We start from the raw sequence: 17,971 nt of genomic DNA, 5'->3' as shown, positions 1-17,971 counted from the left end.
GCTGATTTAGGAGTTAGGAGACACGATTAATCGCGTCTGTACAGGAGTTAGTCCCCCTGCTCCCCCTGCTCCCCCTGCTCCCTCATCTCCCTCATCTCCCTCATCTCCCTCATCTCCCCTTTGCCAAGCAAACCTTGGGGCTAACCAGAGAACATCTAGCAGAATGCTCAACGGGGCAAGGATGAACAGCGCCCAGAAGACTGCGGTGGGGACAAAGAAATAATTCCGTAGGATGAAAGTTAATCCGGCGATACAAACTGCCCAAACTACCCGCCCAATTCGGGAATTGGGAATTGATCGCGGATCTGTAATCATAAATAGGGCGAACAGCAGCAAAGACCCACTCATCAATCGATGCCAGTAAACATCCCACGTCCAACCCAGCCAGAGATTGCGAATCGCCTCTAGCAAAGAGTAAGAACCCAAAAAAGCTGCTGTGGTGTCCCAGCGACCGATGCGCTGCAAAATCATGCCGCCTGTACCGAGAAATAATAGCCCATACCACCATTCTTCACCCCATTGTCCCGGTGAAACCCAAGCATCGGGGGTGAAAATTAAGGCAGATATGATGCCAAAATTGGCAGGATTGAAGAAATGCTTATCGCCGACTCGGAAGATAAATTTGCTGGCGATCGCAATTGCTGCGGCTATTGCCATTGTCGTCCAGTGGTCAGCCCGCAACAGTAAACTGAGTCCCAGTGAGGTAATTAAAGCACTGCGAAGATTCGTAATTTGTCCTACCCTGCGGGAAGCCGCTGGGGCGTCTATGTTGTTTGCCAATGACCAATGACTAGTGACAAATGACAATATCGATTGAGTTACTAGACAAGTGGCGATTAATACCCCAATCAACTCTGGTCGCAACGTCCAGTCTCGTGTACTGATTCCCACAACTAGGAACAAGCCCAAAAATGAAATTTGATAATCTCGTATATCTTTGAACAAAATTAACATTTTATCCAGTGTTTATTCGTAGATTTATATCAATTTAGACGAGCGCTAGGTCAAATAGCATTGCTGTTACAGATTTTGTTACAAAATAAAGCATTTACAGACCAAAGCGATCGCTGTGATGTTTGAACTTAAAGATAATCAAAAAGGTAGGGATGCGATCGCACTCCTACCTTTTTCCAATTAATTGACCGAAGGATGAAGATATGGAATAAAAGGAAAAAATTTATACCAGCACAATATCTAGATTAACTGAGAAGTCAGAAGGCTTGTTCTCAATAGTGGCGAATTGATACCCTACGAAGAATAAGTTACCATTAGTGCTGTTGTAGCTGAACTGGTTGTTAGAGCTAGCACCAAATGCAGACTTGGAAATCTGGATTTTGTCACCCTCTCTCCACTCAAAGTCTTTGATGATATCGATACCTTCGAATTTGCTATTGAAGACAAACTTATCTGCGCCAGCACCACCTGTGAGTACGTCAGTGCCATAACCACCAACGAGAGTGTCACTACCTGCTCCACCGTCAAGAACATTATTGGTGCTACTACCAACAATCGTATCGTTGCCAGCTGTACCGATTAAATTCTCAATGCTGACTAAAGTATCTGTGAGAGTAGAATTTCCCGGAAACCTAACTACACCAGTGGAGAGATTGGCATCAATTGGCCCGGAAAAGAAAGCATAAGATGTAGTATCAGTTCCAGCACCACCATCAATGGTGTCAAAGCCAAAGCCACCATCTATGAAGTCATTACCTGCTCCACCATTGAGAACATTATTGTCGTTATTACCAACAATCGTATCATTGCCAGCTGTACCGATTAAATTCTCAATGCTGACTAAAGTATCTGTGAGAGTAGAATTTCCCGGAAACCTAACTACACCAGTGGAGAGATTGGCATCAATTGGCCCGGAAAAGAAAGCATAAGATGTAGTATCAGTTCCAGCACCACCATCAATGGTGTCAAAGCCAAAGCCACCATCTATGAAGTCATTACCTGCTCCACCATTGAGAACATTATTGTCGTTATTACCAACAATCGTATCATTGCCAGCTGTACCGATTAAATTCTCAATGCTGACTAAAGTATCTGTGAGAGTAGAATTTCCCGGAAACCTAACTACACCAGTGGAGAGATTGGCATCAATTGGCCCGGAAAAGAAAGCATAAGATGTAGTATCAGTTCCAGCACCACCATCAATGGTGTCAAAGCCAAAGCCACCATCTATGAAGTCATTACCTGCTCCACCATTGAGAACATTATTGTCGTTATTACCAACAATCGTATCATTGCCAGCTGTACCGATTAAATTCTCAATGCTGACTAAAGTATCTGTGAGAGTAGAATTTCCCGGAAACCTAACTACACCAGTGGAGAGATTGGCATCAATTGGCCCGGAAAAGAAAGCATAAGATGTAGTATCAGTTCCAGCACCACCATCAATGGTGTCAAAGCCAAAGCCACCATCTAGAAAGTCATTGCCAGCACGACCAAACAGTTTGTCATCACCATCAAAGCCTCTGAGGGTATCGTTATCACTACTGCCGAAGACAACATCATTGCCATTAGTTCCGTAATAATTAATTGCCACGAGGTTTATCCTTAATAAAGAGTAATTGTTAATATCAGGACTTACAATTTGCCAAAAAAACAATTATGTGAAAAAGCTGTAATTTTGTTTTTCACCTACTTCTGTGACTGCGATACTTCCTGTTGATCTGACAACTAAAAAAATAAGTTGAGTCAGTTAGGCAGGAATAGCTCATGAGTGGAAACTACATTTCCAACTTGGAAATAGGAACAAGGGAAAATTTACTAACATTACAAGGAATGCTAATTCATATAATTGTCCATTTGTACAGCGTGTAAGTTCTAGATATAAGACTGTTAAGTGTGCGAATCACGCTTAACAGCCCTATATTAAGTAATCAGTCTAGTTACGCAAGATTACGGAAAAACAAAAAACTTTATGCAGCTAGCTCCCCTCTTCCCAATTTTCTACCGCATTCTCCAGCCGAGTTTTCCCAACTGCCTTTGGAGTGGAAAGCCCCATGCTAAAACGATCGCACTCACATTCGATGATGGGCCCCATCCGCAATACACGCCCGAAGTCTTGGCAGTGTTAGACCGTTACAAGATTACGGCGAGTTTTTTTTGGTTGGGTGTTTGCGTCAACCGTTCACCAACCATTGCGAAAGCCGTTAGCGATCGCGGACACTGGATTGGATTGCATGGCTACGATCATCGCTCTTTTCCTATGCTTTCCCCAAATGACCTGAAGGACAGTTTAGAAAAAACCCAAGCTGCCATTTACAATGCCTGCAATCTGCAACCTCAACAAGTGCGAGATGTCCGCCCTCCCAATGGTTTATTTACACCTGCTACTTTAAAATTGTTTTTTCAGTGGAATTACCGCCCAGTTATGTGGAGTGTTGTACCAGAAGACTGGGTACGCCCAGGTATTACCACCGTGGTACAGCGAATTATGCAGCAGGTGAAAAATGGTTCAATAATTGTTTTGCATGACGGTTCTTGTGGTGGACAAGATGTTGCTGCCACAATTCAAATTCTCATTCCACAACTGCTACAACAAGGTTATAAGTTTGTAACTGTTGATACTCTATGGCAGCAAGTTAAGACCAACTAAAGTACTAGCGTGTCAATACATTATAGAAATACTGAATTCTGGGAGGACTCCAGGCTTTGGTATTACTAAGAGGATGTTTCAAAAGGGTCTTTTGCTCTCTTAGTTAGCATAGCAAAGTATCTCAGTACATGGCTAAAACCTTGATTTATTGTCGAAGTTAACCCAAGTGAGAACAGCAAAATTATACCTTTTGGGACTTTTAAAACATCCTTTTAGGTCAAGACAGTTGAACAACTATTGTCCAATACCTATCCAGTTAATGTGGAATCTATTTTGGTTAGCAAAGGCAGGACTTAAAGTGCCATTATAATCCGAGAAGCGAACATAAATACGAAAACCTTTTGGTGTTGGATAATAAATTGCTGACCCTCCAGTAGTCGCCCAGTGATAACCATCACCACCTATAGATGTAACGTATTTTGGAGTAGAGGTAAAATTTGCTCCACTAGTATCTACATCAACATAAATTCCGTTTATATTGCCTTGGTAAACTTGCCAATTTGTAGCACCAGGTATTGTAGAACCAGCAGCAATTTTTGTAGTACCAACAACAGCAGTACTAGTTGTCTCAGCTTGAGCTACAGTAGACTGTACTAGTGGAAAACATAATACTGTTGTAGTAAACAAAGTTAAAGTAGATGCAATAAACTGTTTTGTCTTCATTAGCTTTAAGTCCTTTTGTTACACTAAATTGGTACTAAGTATATACGTAAAAGTGCAGTTTTATAGCGTTTCCTAATCACATGATGTACATCATAGCCCCCTCCTCGCCTGCGGGCTATCCATTACCCGGATCTTTCTTAACATTTGCGAGAGTATTCACTCACGTTTTTTATAACCCTGATTCGTTCGTCGTTAATTCTCAATAAAAACCTACTTTTAGCGAGAATATTAAGAGGTAACTTGTCAAGTATGCCTCACACCGAGCGTGTTTAAGATGCCTACAAAACAAGCGTTTCAAGATTGTAAAGAAAGATGTGACTAATGGATAGCTCGCCTGCGGGGAGGGGGTTGGGGGTGGGGTTCTTGCACCTCACAAGGGCCGAGAACCGCTATATACCTATTTTTATAAACGTATAATAAGTTAATGAATGCATTATCCGCAATGCAGTCAGCCCGTACAAGCAGCTAAAGTGTGGTTAGATAATCTAGCAAGGGTGTCAAGCAATGATACGTTAAAGCTTTTTGAGCGTATTCCATCTAGTCGCATATCGCAAACAGCAATTGAATTTGCACAGAAGATATTGGAATTAAATCAAAGTAAGCTGCTGGACACCCTACTATGAAAACACTTTTTTTAGCTTGGCAAGATCCTAATAGTCGTGTTTGGCTTCCCATTGGTCGCTTAACATTTGACGGAAAAAAATATCAATTTGTATATACGCAAGGTGCTGTAAAAGCTCAAACTGAACATAATTTTCAGCTATTGTATTCCTTCCCAGACTTAAACAAAGAATACACATCAGTTGAACTGTTCCCCTTGTTTTCTAATCGATTAATGCGACGCTCTCGCCCTGACTACAAAAATTATATTGAATCGCTAAATATTCCCGAAGGTGAAGACGATCCAGTTAGCATTCTTTCTCGGAGTGGTGGACGCAAGGTAACAGATTATTTTGAAGTTTTCCCCTGCCCAGAACCAGATGAAAATGGTTTATACCACATCCATTTTTTTGCACATGGACTGCGACACCTTCCTGCTTGTGCAACTGAACGGATTAATCAATTACAAACGGGTGAACTATTATATTTAGCGAACGAATTTCAAAATCCCTATGACCCGCGTGCATTGCTCTTATGCACTGAGGATCATTACATTGTAGGTTATTGCCCTCGGTATATTGTGGATGATGTTTTTAAACTCAAGAACAAAAATCCCGAACTTGTAAAAGTACATGTTGAGCGCGTTAACCCAGTACCGACGGCTCTCCAACTACGTTTATTGTGCAATATGACCGCAAAATGGCATGAAGATTTTCGGCCATTTTCTAGCCAGGAGTATCAGCCTTTGGTGGCTGATATCCCAGTGACTTATGCTAGTTTTTAGAGTTGATGTGCGGCTATAAAAGCATCGACTTCAGCAGCAGTAGGTTGGGAAGCGATCGCACCTGCTTTAATAGTAGTCAGTGCCCCAACAGCACTGGCATAAGTGACAATACGTTTTGCTGTTTCTGCATCCCGCAAGCTGTGGATACCATACTGACTCAGTTGCTGGATGAATCCTGCCAAAAAGCTATCTCCTGCACCAGTTGTATCAACTACAGGGATGGAAAACGAGGGTAATTTGCCTTCGTTCTCACCCAGACAATAAGTGCAGCCTTTTTCGCCATCTGTCACCAGTACCCCCTCAATCGAAGCTAGACGATAAGTGATGGCTCCGGGATCTGCGGTTTCAAATAGCCATTCAGCTTCTTCTTTGGAGAGTTTGAGGAAATCAACTCGCTTAAATAATTCTGGAATTTTTTGATGGGCGATGTTTGGCTCTTTCCAAAATACAGGACGCCAGTTGACATCCAGTATAATCTTTAAGTCGTAATGTTCTGCTAACTCTAAAGCGCGGTGAATTGCCTCCTCACTTTCAGGATAGGCTAATTCTAAAGTACCCAAAACCAGAAAATCTGCCTCTTGAAACAGTGAATTTGGCAATTGTTTAGCTTGCAGGCGAGTATCGGCAAATTCTGCGGTATCATACTGACCAAATCCGGCAAAAGTGCGATCGCCAGCCAGATCCCGTGTAACATAAACTTGCCGCGTTGGTGCTGTGGGATGGCGTTGTACTCCCGTAGTTTCTACACCTACATCTTGTAATAGCTTGACCAGTAAATTTCCTGGCTCATCTTCGCCAACAGCTCCGATAAATCCTGCTGACATTCCCAGCTTGACTAAAGCACAGGCTACATTAGCTGGTGCCCCTCCTGGGTAAGGAGTCCAAGATTTCACTTCTTCCAGCTTTAGCCCTAATTGATCGGCTAAACAATCAAACAAAATTTCACCAAGGCACAAAACATGGGGATTGCTCATCTCATTTTCAATTTTAGATTTTGATTTGCGATTAGAAATTTACAGTATAAAATCTACAATAGTTTTTGCTAATCTGTCGCCCGTCCTTCATAGAATTAAATAGCAATTTTTATTACTCTATAGCATATATATGCTTCTCATCCTCGCTGATTTTTTCTAAGTGCTTAGACAATATATTTATTAAAATAAGCTATATTTATTACATGAAGTTTCGCATAGTTTATATTTTTGCCAACTTGAAATCCAAAGAAAATATTGACAATCATATTACTACTAACACTTGAAACCCCTACCAAGAAAAGAATCTTCTAGAATTAGAAAGAGCGATTAAGTACATATACCAAGGGAGGATAGAAATAGTCATGGCTGGTGGCAAGTCTGAGACCCCCGTTAGTCTGTCAGACAGAGAACTGCAAATTATCGACTTAGTAGCCGCTGGCTTAACTAACCAAGAGATTGCAGCAAGACTGGAGATTAGCAAGCGTACAGTAGATAACCATATCAGTAATATTCTGACTAAGACTGAGACAGATAATCGAGTAGCTCTTGTCCGCTGGGCTTTACAGTGGGGCAAAGTCTGTTTGAATGATGTCAATTGCTGTACTCTGCCTAATCAGATTGAATAAACAATTTACTAGTAAAAGCGTAATTGCTTTGGTCTAGTAAATTCAAGCCAATTTTGAGTTTTACTGATTGTTCCCCTCTTTACGCCTAAGTTTTCAGTGTGAACACTCTACCAAAAGTTCCGAGTCCATCACTCAGCCGGAGTTTATGTTAGTGGAGCCAGCTGACCCTCGGACTCGGAAACTAAAAAGATCAGAATTTCTTGTTAAGCAGAACAGATGTAGGAATGGGGAGTGGGGAGTGGGGAGTGGGGAATGGGGAGATGAGGGAGCAGGGGGAGCAGGGGGAGCAGGGGGAGAAGAATTATTGATTAATCCCCAATGCCCAATGCCCCATGCCCCATGCCCAATGCCCCATGCCCAATGCCCCATACCCCATACCTGAACTAAACAATCATCTACAAAAATTAGCAACAATTCAGTGGTGCAAGCGTTACATTTGAAAGAAATCTATGTTGCCCCATCGGCTTTGGGAGTAGTGTTCCAATGAATACTTCCGCTTCTTTTCAGGGTAGCTCGTCTCCCTTTGAATTTTTTAACTTTGATTTTACGATACCTGTATCAGAGAAGGTTCCGAGTCTCGAAGACCAATCTTCAGACTTTTGGCAACCCACACAAGATGCCGACCTACTCAGACAGCTATCGTTTATTCCAGGGTTGAAAGAAATTTTGATGCTGCGGCAGGTTCATGCTTTAGAACATGCTACTGTTTGGGTTCTTAGCGAATCAAAAAGCGCCTATTCTGCCCCAGCAGAATTCACTAACGTTCAACTAGATAATGAACTATTAGGCGGTTTATCTACTGAGCAGGGATTCTACCTCTATGGTGAGGTAAATATTAGTGATTTGCGGCGTGCAGTCACACTTGCTCGATATCGCATCACCAGTGGAGAATGGGATTTGGCTGTACATCCCCGTTGTGGCACAAATTTATCAGTAGCAATGCTCTTAACGGCTGGACTAGCTGTCGGTGTGCATCTGTTGCTACCATTTCGACCAATCGAGCAACTTATAGGTTTGGGGTTAGCGGCAACGACAGCCGCAGAACTCGCACCTGATTTAGGTTCTATAGCACAGCGTTACCTAACAACTGCCATTCCTTTTAACCTAGCAATTGAAAATATTACCCGTACACGAGATGTTTGGGGGCGTGAGGCACATTTTGTTAAAGTAGGCTGGCAAGAGTAGGGATGAGGGTGATGAGGGTGATGAGGAGGATGAAGAAGATATTGCTCCCTCATCTCCCCCTGCTCCCCCATCCCCCCACTCCCCACTCCCTACTCCCCACTCCCATAAAAAAAGTATGAGAAAACTTTACTTCTTACTCCCCGGTACAGATAGCAAATTTGCCTGTGGTGGTCTTTGGGCTGAGTTAAAAGCGCTTAATCTAGCTCAGAATTTCTGTAGTGCTGATGTTGTAACTTACCGTCAACGGGAAAAAGGTAAACTTTATATTGATGATTTGCTAATAGAGAAAAATTTAAATGATGTAATTTTTGTGATCAGTTGGGGATTTGATATAGCTCAACTCGTGGCTAAACTTAAGCAATACAATGTCGTTTACCATGCACATAGCGCAGGTTATCCATTTAGACTACCTGCAAGTATTCCAATCATGACTGTTAGCCGCTATACAATGGGGTATTGGGGAGAAAAATCACCCAATTCTTTGATTTATTATTTGCCAAATCAAATTTCTGATGAGTTTCAAAATTTAGGTCTGGAACGGGATATTGATGTTTTAGTTCAAGCTCGGAAGTCTTCTGAGTATTTAATTAAAGAATTGATTCCAGCGTTGCAAAAACGGTGTAAAGTATTGGTTGTTGATTCATACATAGAGGATTTACCTGGACTATTCAACCGAGCTAAGGTTTACCTCTATGATTCTGCTGAGTACTGGGCACAACAGCGTGTTAGTGAAGGATTTGGTCTACAACCAATGGAAGCTCTTGCCTGTGGTTGTCAAGTATTTTCTAGTGTCAACGGTGGACTAGCAGATTACTTAGACCCTGGATTTAATTGCTATAAAATTGCTGGATATTCTCAAGAATATGATGTCCAACGGATTTTGAAAGTGATTGAATATTCAGGAGTTTTTAGCTTGTCTGAAGAGTTTTTGGTTGAGCATCGGACTGAAAACATTATTAAGCGTTTCCAAGTTATTTTGGATGAGTTAAATGAGTTTTTTGACCACAAAATTCAACAGCCGTCTAATATTAAGGATTTGACTAAAATCCGGATGGCGAAATTACTCGCTCAAAAGATATATGGGAAGCTGAGGAAGAAATATTTTAAGTAATACAAATAATACAAATGAACCGCAGAGGCGCACAGAAAACAGAGACAAGAGAGGAAATTGAATGAATCGGCGGTTATTAGTTACTGGGGGTGCGGGGTTTATTGGGGCGAATTTTGTCCATCATTGGTGTCAGGTTTATCCAGACGATCGCGTGGTGGTATTGGATGCTCTTACCTACGCGGGGAATCGTCTAAATTTGGCGCTGGTTGAGGGTGGAGAGAATTTTCGGTTTGTGCAGGGGGATATTTGCGATCGCACCATTATAGACAACCTATTATCAACAGAAAATATTGATACCATCGCCCATTTTGCCGCTGAATCTCATGTTGATCGTTCGATTCTTGGCCCAGCTGCTTTTGTGCAAACTAATGTGGTCGGAACTTTCACCTTACTAGAAGCTTTTCGGCAACATTGGCAGGCGAAAGCACAGCCATCTAATTATCGTTTTCTACACGTTTCTACTGATGAAGTTTACGGTAGCCTGGGCGCAGATGACGCAGCTTTTTGTGAAACCACACCCTACGCTCCCAATAGTCCCTATTCAGCTTCAAAAGCTGGTAGCGATCATTTAGTCCGTGCTTACTACCATACTTACAACCTCCCAACAATTATCACAAATTGCTCTAATAATTACGGCCCTTATCAGTTTCCCGAAAAGCTAATTCCCCTGATGTGTATCAACACTTTGATAGGGAAACTATTACCTGTTTATGGTGATGGGAAAAATGTCCGAGATTGGCTTTATGTGGGCGATCATTGCCGTGCTTTAGATGTGGTAATCAATCATGGTCAACCAGGGGAAACATACAATATTGGTGGCAATAATGAAGTGGAAAATATTAATCTCGTCCAACTTTTATGTCAAATGATGGATGAATTAGCACCTGATTTACCTACACATCCAGCAAAGCAGTTGATTACTTTTGTTAAGGATAGACAGGGACACGATCGAAGATATGCAATTAATGCAAACAAAATTAAAACTCAGCTTGGTTGGACGCCTTCAGTAACAATTGCTGAGGGTTTACGTTTAACTGTTGAATGGTATCTCAATCATCGTCATTGGTGGGAACCTCTGCTGTCTGCGGAATATCAAGCTTACTATCGCAAAAATTATCTGTAATGGTAGTTGGTGTGAGAAAATATCCCAGCGCCTTCATAATGGAATTGACGTTTTCAAGGCGCGGGTTGCCATTACTGGATAAGGCTTTTTGCAATCCCCGGTATGTCATGCCTATTTGATCGGCTATGTCATTAATTCCTCGTACACGAGCAACGACGCGCAAGGATGCCAACAAAGCACCGGAGTCGTTGTCTTCTGAATATTCCTGAAATATCTCCGTCAAATAATTGTCGATTTCTTCCGGACGCTTACGGAAGTACTCTTCTTCAAATTCATCAAGTGTTCTAAATTTTCTCACCGCTTAGGTACTCCTTCCAGTAAGCTTTTGCGTCTTCGATGTCCTGATTCTGTGTACAGATTCTTCAGGGCTACTAAAAGCCCACACTGTACCGCAAGGTCAGTGTGGGTAGTTTACTACTTCTCTTTATTCCTATCTAACTTCTCTTGAATTGCTTCTCTACAGAATTCAGGAGGGTTATCTTGTTTCTGTATCTCTTCCTTCATTTCTTTGGTAACTCTCAGATTGACTTGCTCGGTTAATGGTTTTTCTCTGTCTGTGGTGAAGTTTTTTAAATTTTCTGGATTACCTTTAGGATTAGGCATTATTGAGAAATATGAATAAGACTTGAACTGCGAGATAGCAAGCGAATAGAGTTTTAAATCGGTGGTGTTCGTGTCTTGCAAACTAGTTCACCACCGATACCACTTTTACAAGAGGTAACTCTATTTTATGTTTACACGCACAGAATTAGAAGTTAAAAGCTTGAGAGCGTTACGCGATTTATGTTTGATACAGTACGGCATTCAAGCAATAGGAAACCCTGCTGATAAAGCATCCTACATTAACGCACTTCTGACGTTTCCTGTTGTAGCCTGCAAGCAAGTATCAGAAAATAAAGGATTGAAGTCTCCTATATTCTCTCAAGTAGAAGCGCTAGAAGCGACACTAGAGGCGATGGGAACACCGACACCGGAGCAGTCAGCCTTGCTTAAGGTGACGATGGAAGGAAGGAAGCTAGAGTACCCAGCACGGTACAGTCAAGAGAAGTTATTTGGACTCTATCGGATTAAATGGCATTTGGATACAGCACTAGAGATACTGGGAATGCTCTAAACCATAATTAAACTTGCTAGCTAGTCCTCGGCATCCTAAAACCGGGGATTTTTTTATGTCTATTTATAAATTATCTGGCTCCGACAGTTTTTCTAGATAATGACTATCCTTGAATATAAGGGAATCAGATCAACGTAAATTGCCAGCAGGTGTCAGATGCTGCAACCAGAACAGATATTACAAGATCGTTATCAAATTCAACGCCAACTCGGCAACAATGGAATTCGTCAAACTTGGCTAGCAAAAGATTTACAAGCCTCTAATGACGAAAATTCTATTGTTGTGGTCAAACTTTTGGCCTTTGGCGGTACTGTACAGTGGGATGACCTGAAACTTTTTGAGAGGGAAGCACAAATTCTTAAACAGCTAAATCATCCCCGCATTCCTCGATATATAGATTATTTTTGTATCGACGATCGCACACTCTGGTTTGGCTTAATACAAGAATATATTCCTGGTGAGTCGCTCAAGGATAAACTTGCTGTTGGCAAAAGGTTTAGTGAAAAGCGAGCGAGAAAAATTGCTGTTGAAGTTTTAAATATTCTCACCTATCTACATGAATTGAATCCAGGAGTGTTGCATAGAGATATTAAACCGAGTAATTTAATCTGGGGCGAAGATAATCGGATTTATTTAGTTGATTTTGGCGCAGTTCAAGATAAAGCAGCAAGAGAAGGCGTTACTTTTACCGTTGTCGGTACTTATGGTTATGCCCCAATGGAACAATTTGGTGGTCGAGCTGTTGCGGCTTCAGACTTATATGCACTGGGAGCGACTTTGATTCATTTGCTGACTGGAACTTCCCCCTCTGATTTACCCCAGCAGGATTTGCGACTACAATTTACAGACCGAGTTAACCTCAGTCCCAGTTTTGTCAGTTGGCTACAAAAGTTGATAGAACCCGCTCCCGAACAAAGATTTACTAGTGCAAGCCTTGCGCTGAATGCCCTCAAATCAGGACTGACTGTCAAATCTGCAAATAGGAATCAGCTTTTGCCGTTAAAAGAAATCATCAACAATTCTGGGTGTGGGATCAATAATCAAAATGAAACAGTCCCAGAGGAAATTCTTGGTTGGAATTGGGGCGCTTTTCTGATGCCTTGGTTGTGGATGTGGCCGAATCAAGTGTGGTATGGTTTATTCTGTTTTGTACCTAATGCTTGGTGGTTAATGGCGATCGCTCTTGGTGCAAAAGGCAATGAATGGGCTTGGAAAAGTAGGCAATGGCGGAGTATTGAACAATTCAAAGCCCATCAGAGAGGCTGGGCGATCACTGGTATTTTACTTGGAGCGCCCATTAGTATTATGTTGTGGGTTAGAGCGATCGCTTTGCTGAAATCTGTATTTTAAGTAAGGGCATTGGGCCAGAGGGGAAAGACTTACTGCTACTTCTCGTCTGCTCCCCTGCTTTCTTGTGAATTACCCGACGCTCATCGCGCTTGCGATAGAGCGCGGGCTTCCCAGCTAATAGCTAACTTGCGATTCAACTACACCGACGGGACAAGATACATTTGTCCCTCCTAAACCACAATACCCATTAGGATTTTTAGCCAGGTATTGCTGATGGTAGGCTTCAGCGTAGTAAAATTCAGGTGCATCCAAGATTTCTGTGGTAATCTTGCCATAACCTGCATCGTTGAGGGCTTGCTGATAAGCTTCCCGCGATGCTTCTGCTAGCTGCTTTTGATTTTCGGAATATACATAAATTCCTGAACGGTATTGAGTGCCGGTATCATTACCTTGGCGCATCCCTTGGGTGGGATTGTGGCTTTCCCAAAAGACTTTGAGTAGTTCGGCATAACTAATCACTTTGGGATCGAATACAACCAACACCACTTCATTGTGACCGGTTCGCCCACTACATACCTCTTCATAAGTGGGGTTAGGTGTTAAACCAGCAGTGTAACCGACTGCGGTAGTGTAAACTCCTTTAAGTTGCCAGAATTTGCGTTCTGCACCCCAAAAACAGCCCAAGCCAAAGATTGCCTTCTCTAATCCATCGGGAAAAGGAGGTTTTAAGGGATTCTTGTTAACATAATGAGCGGCGGGTACTGACATAGATTGTGCCCTTCCTGATAAAGCTTCTTCAGGTGTAGGCATAACTGCTTTTTTGCCAAATCCGAATAGTGCCATTGATTTTGACTCTGATATACATCTTTACCTTATTTAATATTTTGACATACTCCCCCGTTTTGAAAACGGGGGATTCTAGGCTCAAACAGTAACCGCAGTCTCAGACCGTCTTACGTCGCCTAACCTAACCATTGATGCCCCAACAGTTTGAATATTACGTGCGGCGTTTTCATCACGCCCATTCACTGATTGACACGATGGACAACGCCACTCTCTGACCGATAAATCTAGAGTTTCTAAAACGTGTCCGCAACAAGAACAAGTTTTGCTAGAAGGATACCACTGGTCGATATAGACCACAAGTTTCCCTTTCTTTTTTGCTATCCATTCCAGGATATTCAGAAAGTCTCGAAGTGCTAAATCGCTAATTTTTCTTCCCCACAAACGCTTCATGCCCTTGAGGTTTAGCGTCTCGAAACACAGGACATCAAACTTATTGGTCAAATCATGCGCTAGTTTCCAAAACCAATCTGTTCTGCGGTTAGCTATGTCTTCGTGTGCGCGTACTAAGTTTTTCCTCGCTCGTTCCCGATTGGATGACCCCTTTAACTTTTTAGAGTGATGCCGATTTGCTTTTTTGATGGCATTGAGTGATTGTTTGAAGAACTGGGGAGACTCAATTTGGCGAAAAACGCGGTCTTGGGGTTCCCCCAAGAGGAGCGATTTTTCAAGACAAGTGCCGTCTGAGCAAGTCAGGAATGTACGCAGTCCAAAGTCAAATCCCGCTATCTGACCAGTCGTGAACTTGATTTGTGGATACATACCATCGTCAACAACCACAACGATAAACAATTCACCTAGCGGTGTGCGTTTAATAGTTAATGTTTTAACTGTTCCCTCTATCTCTCTAGACTGACAAAATTGGTAAATCTTGTTGCCAATTTTTACTCGGTTGCCACCCAGAAACTTATAACCAGCTTGTTTTAGGGTGAATGATTTGTACTTCTTAACCTTTTTAAACCCCGGTGGTCTAACTCCTTTTTTGTTGTGTTTAAAAAATAATTGGTAGGCTTTCTCAATGCGTTGGCAGATATCTTGCACTGCTTGAGAACCTACTGTTTGCCAGAATGGGTTGCGTTTCCTCAATTTGGCAATATGAGACTGAAGTTTTGCACAGATTAAATGCTTGCCCCACATTCGGTAGTACCGTTTGTGGAGAGCAATTGCGTGCTTATATCCGCCGCCTAAAGGCAGGCGGCTTTACGCATCACGACTCGTAAGTCCTGTGTGGTGTTAGTCCATGCTATTCATCAATGTTATGAATACTTTTTAAGGCAAACTTAGCCTCAGAAGATAATTATGGATAAAATACCGAAAATTGACCGTCAAAGGGAACATCAGGCGAACGAACGTACATTTCTTGCTTGGTTACGCACTTCTATTGCATTAATTGGCTTTGGTTTTGCGATCGCGCGATTTGGTATATTTCTGCGCCAGTTGAATATTGCTATTATTCAACAAGAACCTCCGGTAAGGCCATTATCTAACTCGGAAAATTTGGGTGTTGCTTTGGTAATTTTTGGAATTTCGACTATTGCCTTAGCTGCGTGGCGATACAACCAAGTTTTCTGGCAAATTGAACGAGGCGACTATAGACCAAATAGGTTAATGGTTTGGATAATGACTGGAGTAGTAATTATTTTAGGATTTTTCAGTATTCCTTTACTTTTAAGGCGCGATAAAGTACCTTCTCGTTCTCCAGTTCCCCTTCAACCACAGTCTCGAAATTTGCAGTAAAAGGGACTGGGGATGGTGGGGCCCCCTCTGGGGATAAGGGGTAATGGGGATTAGGGATTGGGAACTGGGTGTGAAATTGCTCATATTATGGTGGGGGCTTTTACCCTCCACCAAATTTTAAAAAACTTTTTCCCAGCCCCCAGTCCCCAGGGGAGCAATGCGATTTTGTGAGATGGGGAAGCAGGGGAGGCTCTTGAGGCAGGAGGAGAGAAAGAAATAAGTGTATTCATTTCTAATTAAGTAGCAAAAATTACTAAACTATTCTTTTTCTCCCCCTGCTCCCCCTGCTACCCTTGCTCCCGAAGCTCATTTCACGATGATCTCACTTTTTCGCGTTGCTCCCGTCCCCAGTAAGCCTTGCGGCGTTCCTCCCGCCACCAACATAAAAGTATGGTGGGAAACTCCGACGCTCGAGGACTCGCTAACGCTGCGCTATCGCCGCGACCAGTTAAATACACTTTTTAAACGATCGCATTTTTTGGTAACTTTTTGCCGATTCTGAATCAACCTTGGGCGTTGCTGTATGTCTGCCCAATTTATCGCACTTCATATCTAGTAAGCTTTTAGGGTTTTTGTAATCATCGCTTTCACCTTGGGCTGAATCGTCATACACTGATTTTTAACTAATGAAAGCGGTTGCCCTCACAGAAACGATGAGTGAAAGTAAGATATCAGACATATTAGAAGCCTTCGAGGCAGACTTACTGTCGGAGTGGACTCAGGAACTAGCCATTGTGAATATTCGTAGAGGCTTGATTAAAGAAGCCAAGCTAAAGGAGGAGTGCCGGGAATTCCTGAGTTTGTTTCGGATTGCCGTTGGGCAGGACAACTTGACTAATATTCAGGCAGCGGCGTGGCAGGAAATGCGGGAGATGCTGACCAGCATTTCTCGATCGCGATCGCAAAATGGCTTCACACCGTCAGAAACGGCTATATTCGTCTTTTCGTTCAAGCAACCCCTCTTCAACCGAATGCGTCAGCAATTGAAAGATCCCATTGAATTGGGTGAAAATATCTGGTTAGCCACAAACTTACTAGATCAGCTAGGATTGCTGACAATTGAAGTCTATCAAAAGACGCGGGAAGAGGTGATTTTGCGGCAGCAGGAAGAGTTGATGGAACTGTCTACCCCAGTGGTTAAACTCTGGGAGGGAATTTTGGCATTGCCGATAATCGGCACTCTGGATAGTGCCCGCACTCAAATGATGATGGAATCGTTATTGCAGAAAATTGTCGAAACAGGTTCGGAAGTTGCCATCATTGACATTACCGGGGTTCCCACTGTTGATACCCTAACTGCTCAACATCTGCTCAAGACCGTTACTGCCGCCCGTCTCATGGGAGCCGATTGTATGATCAGTGGCATTCGTCCGCAAATTGCCCAAACCATCGTCTATCTCGGCATTGATTTGGCAAATGTAGTCACGAAAGCAACGTTAGCCGATGCCTTTCTCACGGCGCTAAAACGGTTGGGAACGACCATTACCCGCTCTCAATCCAAATAGCTCGAAGGAAGCAATGGAACGTATTCCTATACTCAAAATGGGCAATTTCCTGCTTGTGACAATTCAGGTAGATATGCACGATCGCCTCGCCATAACGTTACAGGACGACCTGACCAGCCGCATCACTGAAACTCACGCTCACGGTGTATTAATTGATATTTCTGCATTAGAGATTGTTGATTCCTTCATTGGGAGGATTTTAGGTAATATTGCTAAAATGTCACGGGTGCTGGATGCTGAGACGGTTGTCGTCGGGATGCAGCCCGCCGTAGCAATCACCCTAGTGGAATTGGGGCTGTCGCTGACGGGCATTCGCACTGCCCTAAACGTTGAAAAGGGTATGGCACTGTTGCGATCGTCACTCAATCAAACTACAAATCAAATCACTGCCACGAAACGGCGTGCAGATGACGATGCAGAAGACTGAAACGATTAACATTCAATCTTCTACAGATATAGTTTTAGTTCGGCAGTCCGTGCGCCAGCTGGCCGTAGAGATTGGCTTTGGCTTAGTAGACCAAACTAAAATTGTGACTGCCGCTAGTGAGTTAGCTCGCAATACCCTAGACTACGGTGGAGGCGGCACAGTAAAACTAGAAACTCTTGAGCAAGGGAGACGACGAGGACTCAGGCTAACCTTTGAAGATCGGGGGCCGGGAATTCCCGATATTGAGTTGGCGCTTAGGGATGGGTTCACAACCGGGGGCGGGTTGGGTATGGGGCTGAGTGGTGCCAAACGACTTGCCAACGAGTTTGAAATTCAGTCTGTGGTGGGAGAAGGGACACAGGTAACAATTGTACGATGGAAATAA

At 42.8% G+C, this 17,971-nt stretch carries 22 protein-coding genes; 13 read left to right on the top strand and 9 right to left on the bottom strand.

The window, feature by feature from the left end; genetic code table 11:
• Positions 1-6: 6 nt before the first annotated feature.
• Both RMY63_RS23940 and RMY63_RS23935 read right to left on the bottom strand, forming a co-directional pair.
• Positions 7-948: an RnfABCDGE type electron transport complex subunit D gene (locus tag RMY63_RS23940; RefSeq protein WP_322731131.1), complete on the bottom strand. Its 942-nt coding sequence runs from the start codon at positions 946-948 to the stop codon at positions 7-9.
• A gap of 229 nt (positions 949-1,177) precedes the next feature.
• Positions 1,178-2,548, bottom strand: coding sequence for a calcium-binding protein (locus RMY63_RS23935; protein ID WP_322731104.1), 1,371 nt, complete (start codon positions 2,546-2,548; stop codon positions 1,178-1,180).
• Positions 2,549-2,926: 378 nt separating this feature from the next.
• Here RMY63_RS23935 and RMY63_RS23930 point away from each other — a divergent pair, with 378 nt between their 5' ends.
• A complete protein-coding gene (locus tag RMY63_RS23930) occupies positions 2,927-3,604 on the top strand; it encodes a polysaccharide deacetylase family protein (RefSeq protein WP_322731103.1) in 678 nt (225 codons plus the stop codon).
• Between the two features lie 234 nt (positions 3,605-3,838).
• On the opposite strand, the gene RMY63_RS23925 is transcribed toward RMY63_RS23930, so the two are convergent.
• Positions 3,839-4,267, bottom strand: coding sequence for a hypothetical protein (locus RMY63_RS23925; protein WP_322731102.1), 429 nt, complete (start codon positions 4,265-4,267; stop codon positions 3,839-3,841).
• A gap of 619 nt (positions 4,268-4,886) precedes the next feature.
• Here RMY63_RS23925 and RMY63_RS23920 point away from each other — a divergent pair.
• Entirely contained in the window at positions 4,887-5,651 is a 765-nt protein-coding gene (locus RMY63_RS23920) for an HIRAN domain-containing protein (RefSeq protein ID WP_322731101.1), read from the top strand.
• On the opposite strand, the gene RMY63_RS23915 is transcribed toward RMY63_RS23920, so the two are convergent.
• Positions 5,648-6,625 (bottom strand): carbohydrate kinase, encoded by a 978-nt coding sequence (locus RMY63_RS23915; RefSeq protein WP_322731100.1) that lies wholly within the window; start codon positions 6,623-6,625, stop codon positions 5,648-5,650. The two genes, RMY63_RS23920 and RMY63_RS23915, sit on opposite strands and share 4 nt — an antisense overlap.
• A gap of 362 nt (positions 6,626-6,987) precedes the next feature.
• Here RMY63_RS23915 and RMY63_RS23910 point away from each other — a divergent pair, with 362 nt between their 5' ends.
• The 5 genes from RMY63_RS23910 (at position 6,988) to rfbB (ending at position 10,670) form a co-directional block, all read left to right on the top strand.
• The gene (locus tag RMY63_RS23910) at positions 6,988-7,251 is read left to right on the top strand and encodes a helix-turn-helix domain-containing protein (RefSeq protein WP_322731099.1); all 264 of its coding nucleotides are present in this window, start codon (positions 6,988-6,990) and stop codon (positions 7,249-7,251) included.
• Positions 7,252-7,489: 238 nt separating this feature from the next.
• Positions 7,490-7,633, top strand: a complete 144-nt coding sequence (locus tag RMY63_RS23905) for a histidine kinase (protein ID WP_322731098.1) — start codon at positions 7,490-7,492, stop codon at positions 7,631-7,633.
• A gap of 101 nt (positions 7,634-7,734) precedes the next feature.
• Positions 7,735-8,436: a DUF6391 domain-containing protein gene (locus tag RMY63_RS23900; protein ID WP_322731097.1), complete on the top strand. Its 702-nt coding sequence runs from the start codon at positions 7,735-7,737 to the stop codon at positions 8,434-8,436.
• 115 nt (positions 8,437-8,551) lie between these two features.
• Entirely contained in the window at positions 8,552-9,547 is a 996-nt protein-coding gene (locus RMY63_RS23895) for a glycosyltransferase (protein ID WP_322731096.1), read from the top strand.
• 61 nt (positions 9,548-9,608) lie between these two features.
• Entirely contained in the window at positions 9,609-10,670 is a 1,062-nt protein-coding gene (rfbB, locus tag RMY63_RS23890; RefSeq protein WP_322731095.1) for a dTDP-glucose 4,6-dehydratase, read from the top strand.
• Here rfbB and RMY63_RS23885 read toward each other — a convergent pair.
• Both RMY63_RS23885 and RMY63_RS23880 read right to left on the bottom strand, forming a co-directional pair.
• Positions 10,597-10,968: an addiction module antidote protein gene (locus RMY63_RS23885; protein ID WP_322731094.1), complete on the bottom strand. Its 372-nt coding sequence runs from the start codon at positions 10,966-10,968 to the stop codon at positions 10,597-10,599. The two genes, rfbB and RMY63_RS23885, sit on opposite strands and share 74 nt — an antisense overlap.
• Before the next feature lie 116 nt (positions 10,969-11,084).
• A complete protein-coding gene (locus tag RMY63_RS23880) occupies positions 11,085-11,273 on the bottom strand; it encodes a hypothetical protein (RefSeq protein WP_229458644.1) in 189 nt (62 codons plus the stop codon).
• A gap of 127 nt (positions 11,274-11,400) precedes the next feature.
• On the opposite strand from RMY63_RS23880, the gene RMY63_RS23875 reads away from it, so the two are divergent.
• Complete coding sequence (locus RMY63_RS23875) at positions 11,401-11,784, top strand: hypothetical protein (protein ID WP_322731093.1); 384 nt, start codon at positions 11,401-11,403, stop codon at positions 11,782-11,784.
• Positions 11,785-11,940: 156 nt separating this feature from the next.
• Complete coding sequence (locus RMY63_RS23870; protein ID WP_322731092.1) at positions 11,941-13,134, top strand: serine/threonine-protein kinase; 1,194 nt, start codon at positions 11,941-11,943, stop codon at positions 13,132-13,134.
• A 114-nt stretch (positions 13,135-13,248) separates the two neighbouring features.
• Here RMY63_RS23870 and msrA read toward each other — a convergent pair whose 3' ends face one another.
• Together msrA and RMY63_RS23860 are read right to left on the bottom strand one after the other, a co-directional pair.
• On the bottom strand, positions 13,249-13,917 hold the full coding sequence (gene msrA, locus RMY63_RS23865; RefSeq protein WP_322731091.1) for a peptide-methionine (S)-S-oxide reductase MsrA: 669 nt from the start codon (positions 13,915-13,917) through the stop codon (positions 13,249-13,251).
• 81 nt (positions 13,918-13,998) lie between these two features.
• Complete coding sequence (locus tag RMY63_RS23860) at positions 13,999-15,111, bottom strand: RNA-guided endonuclease TnpB family protein (RefSeq protein WP_322731130.1); 1,113 nt, start codon at positions 15,109-15,111, stop codon at positions 13,999-14,001.
• Positions 15,112-15,216: 105 nt separating this feature from the next.
• Between RMY63_RS23860 and RMY63_RS23855 the strand changes: the two genes are divergently transcribed.
• Positions 15,217-15,654, top strand: coding sequence for a YidH family protein (locus tag RMY63_RS23855; protein WP_322731090.1), 438 nt, complete (start codon positions 15,217-15,219; stop codon positions 15,652-15,654).
• A gap of 448 nt (positions 15,655-16,102) precedes the next feature.
• Here the strand turns inward: RMY63_RS23855 and RMY63_RS23850 are convergent, their stop codons facing one another.
• Entirely contained in the window at positions 16,103-16,267 is a 165-nt protein-coding gene (locus RMY63_RS23850; RefSeq protein WP_322731089.1) for a hypothetical protein, read from the bottom strand.
• A gap of 13 nt (positions 16,268-16,280) precedes the next feature.
• Here RMY63_RS23850 and RMY63_RS23845 point away from each other — a divergent pair, with 13 nt between their 5' ends.
• From RMY63_RS23845 to RMY63_RS23835, 3 genes are read left to right on the top strand one after another with little or no spacing between them, the layout of a single operon-like run.
• Positions 16,281-17,159: an STAS domain-containing protein gene (locus RMY63_RS23845; RefSeq protein WP_322731088.1), complete on the top strand. Its 879-nt coding sequence runs from the start codon at positions 16,281-16,283 to the stop codon at positions 17,157-17,159.
• A 13-nt stretch (positions 17,160-17,172) separates the two neighbouring features.
• Positions 17,173-17,586 carry an STAS domain-containing protein gene (locus RMY63_RS23840; protein WP_322731087.1) on the top strand — a complete coding sequence of 138 codons (414 nt, stop codon included), beginning with the start codon at positions 17,173-17,175 and terminating at the stop codon, positions 17,584-17,586.
• The gene (locus tag RMY63_RS23835) at positions 17,573-17,971 is read left to right on the top strand and encodes an anti-sigma regulatory factor (protein ID WP_322731086.1); all 399 of its coding nucleotides are present in this window, start codon (positions 17,573-17,575) and stop codon (positions 17,969-17,971) included. The genes RMY63_RS23840 and RMY63_RS23835 overlap by 14 nt, the downstream gene beginning before the upstream one ends.

The organism is Nostoc sp. ChiQUE01b (assembly GCF_034531255.1).
Classification (GTDB): Bacteria; Cyanobacteriota; Cyanobacteriia; order Cyanobacteriales; family Nostocaceae; genus Nostoc.
This window is presented reverse-complemented; position numbering and strand designations above follow the sequence as displayed.

What these genes read in the sequence shown, in the direction of transcription:
- RMY63_RS23925 (WP_322731102.1), bottom strand. Translation starts at nt 4,267, where the DNA reads ATGAAGACAAAACAGTTTATTGCATCTACTTTAACTTTGTTTACTACA.
- RMY63_RS23930 (WP_322731103.1), top strand. Translation starts at nt 2,927, where the DNA reads ATGCAGCTAGCTCCCCTCTTCCCAATTTTCTACCGCATTCTCCAGCCG.
- RMY63_RS23835 (WP_322731086.1), top strand. Translation starts at nt 17,573, where the DNA reads ATGCAGAAGACTGAAACGATTAACATTCAATCTTCTACAGATATAGTT.
- RMY63_RS23920 (WP_322731101.1), top strand. Translation starts at nt 4,887, where the DNA reads ATGAAAACACTTTTTTTAGCTTGGCAAGATCCTAATAGTCGTGTTTGG.
- rfbB (WP_322731095.1), top strand. Translation starts at nt 9,609, where the DNA reads ATGAATCGGCGGTTATTAGTTACTGGGGGTGCGGGGTTTATTGGGGCG.
- RMY63_RS23870 (WP_322731092.1), top strand. Translation starts at nt 11,941, where the DNA reads ATGCTGCAACCAGAACAGATATTACAAGATCGTTATCAAATTCAACGC.
- RMY63_RS23840 (WP_322731087.1), top strand. Translation starts at nt 17,173, where the DNA reads ATGGAACGTATTCCTATACTCAAAATGGGCAATTTCCTGCTTGTGACA.
- RMY63_RS23880 (WP_229458644.1), bottom strand. Translation starts at nt 11,273, where the DNA reads ATGCCTAATCCTAAAGGTAATCCAGAAAATTTAAAAAACTTCACCACA.
- RMY63_RS23910 (WP_322731099.1), top strand. Translation starts at nt 6,988, where the DNA reads ATGGCTGGTGGCAAGTCTGAGACCCCCGTTAGTCTGTCAGACAGAGAA.
- RMY63_RS23855 (WP_322731090.1), top strand. Translation starts at nt 15,217, where the DNA reads ATGGATAAAATACCGAAAATTGACCGTCAAAGGGAACATCAGGCGAAC.
- msrA (WP_322731091.1), bottom strand. Translation starts at nt 13,917, where the DNA reads ATGGCACTATTCGGATTTGGCAAAAAAGCAGTTATGCCTACACCTGAA.
- RMY63_RS23915 (WP_322731100.1), bottom strand. Translation starts at nt 6,625, where the DNA reads ATGAGCAATCCCCATGTTTTGTGCCTTGGTGAAATTTTGTTTGATTGT.
- RMY63_RS23845 (WP_322731088.1), top strand. Translation starts at nt 16,281, where the DNA reads ATGAAAGCGGTTGCCCTCACAGAAACGATGAGTGAAAGTAAGATATCA.
- RMY63_RS23895 (WP_322731096.1), top strand. Translation starts at nt 8,552, where the DNA reads ATGAGAAAACTTTACTTCTTACTCCCCGGTACAGATAGCAAATTTGCC.
- RMY63_RS23900 (WP_322731097.1), top strand. Translation starts at nt 7,735, where the DNA reads ATGAATACTTCCGCTTCTTTTCAGGGTAGCTCGTCTCCCTTTGAATTT.
- RMY63_RS23875 (WP_322731093.1), top strand. Translation starts at nt 11,401, where the DNA reads ATGTTTACACGCACAGAATTAGAAGTTAAAAGCTTGAGAGCGTTACGC.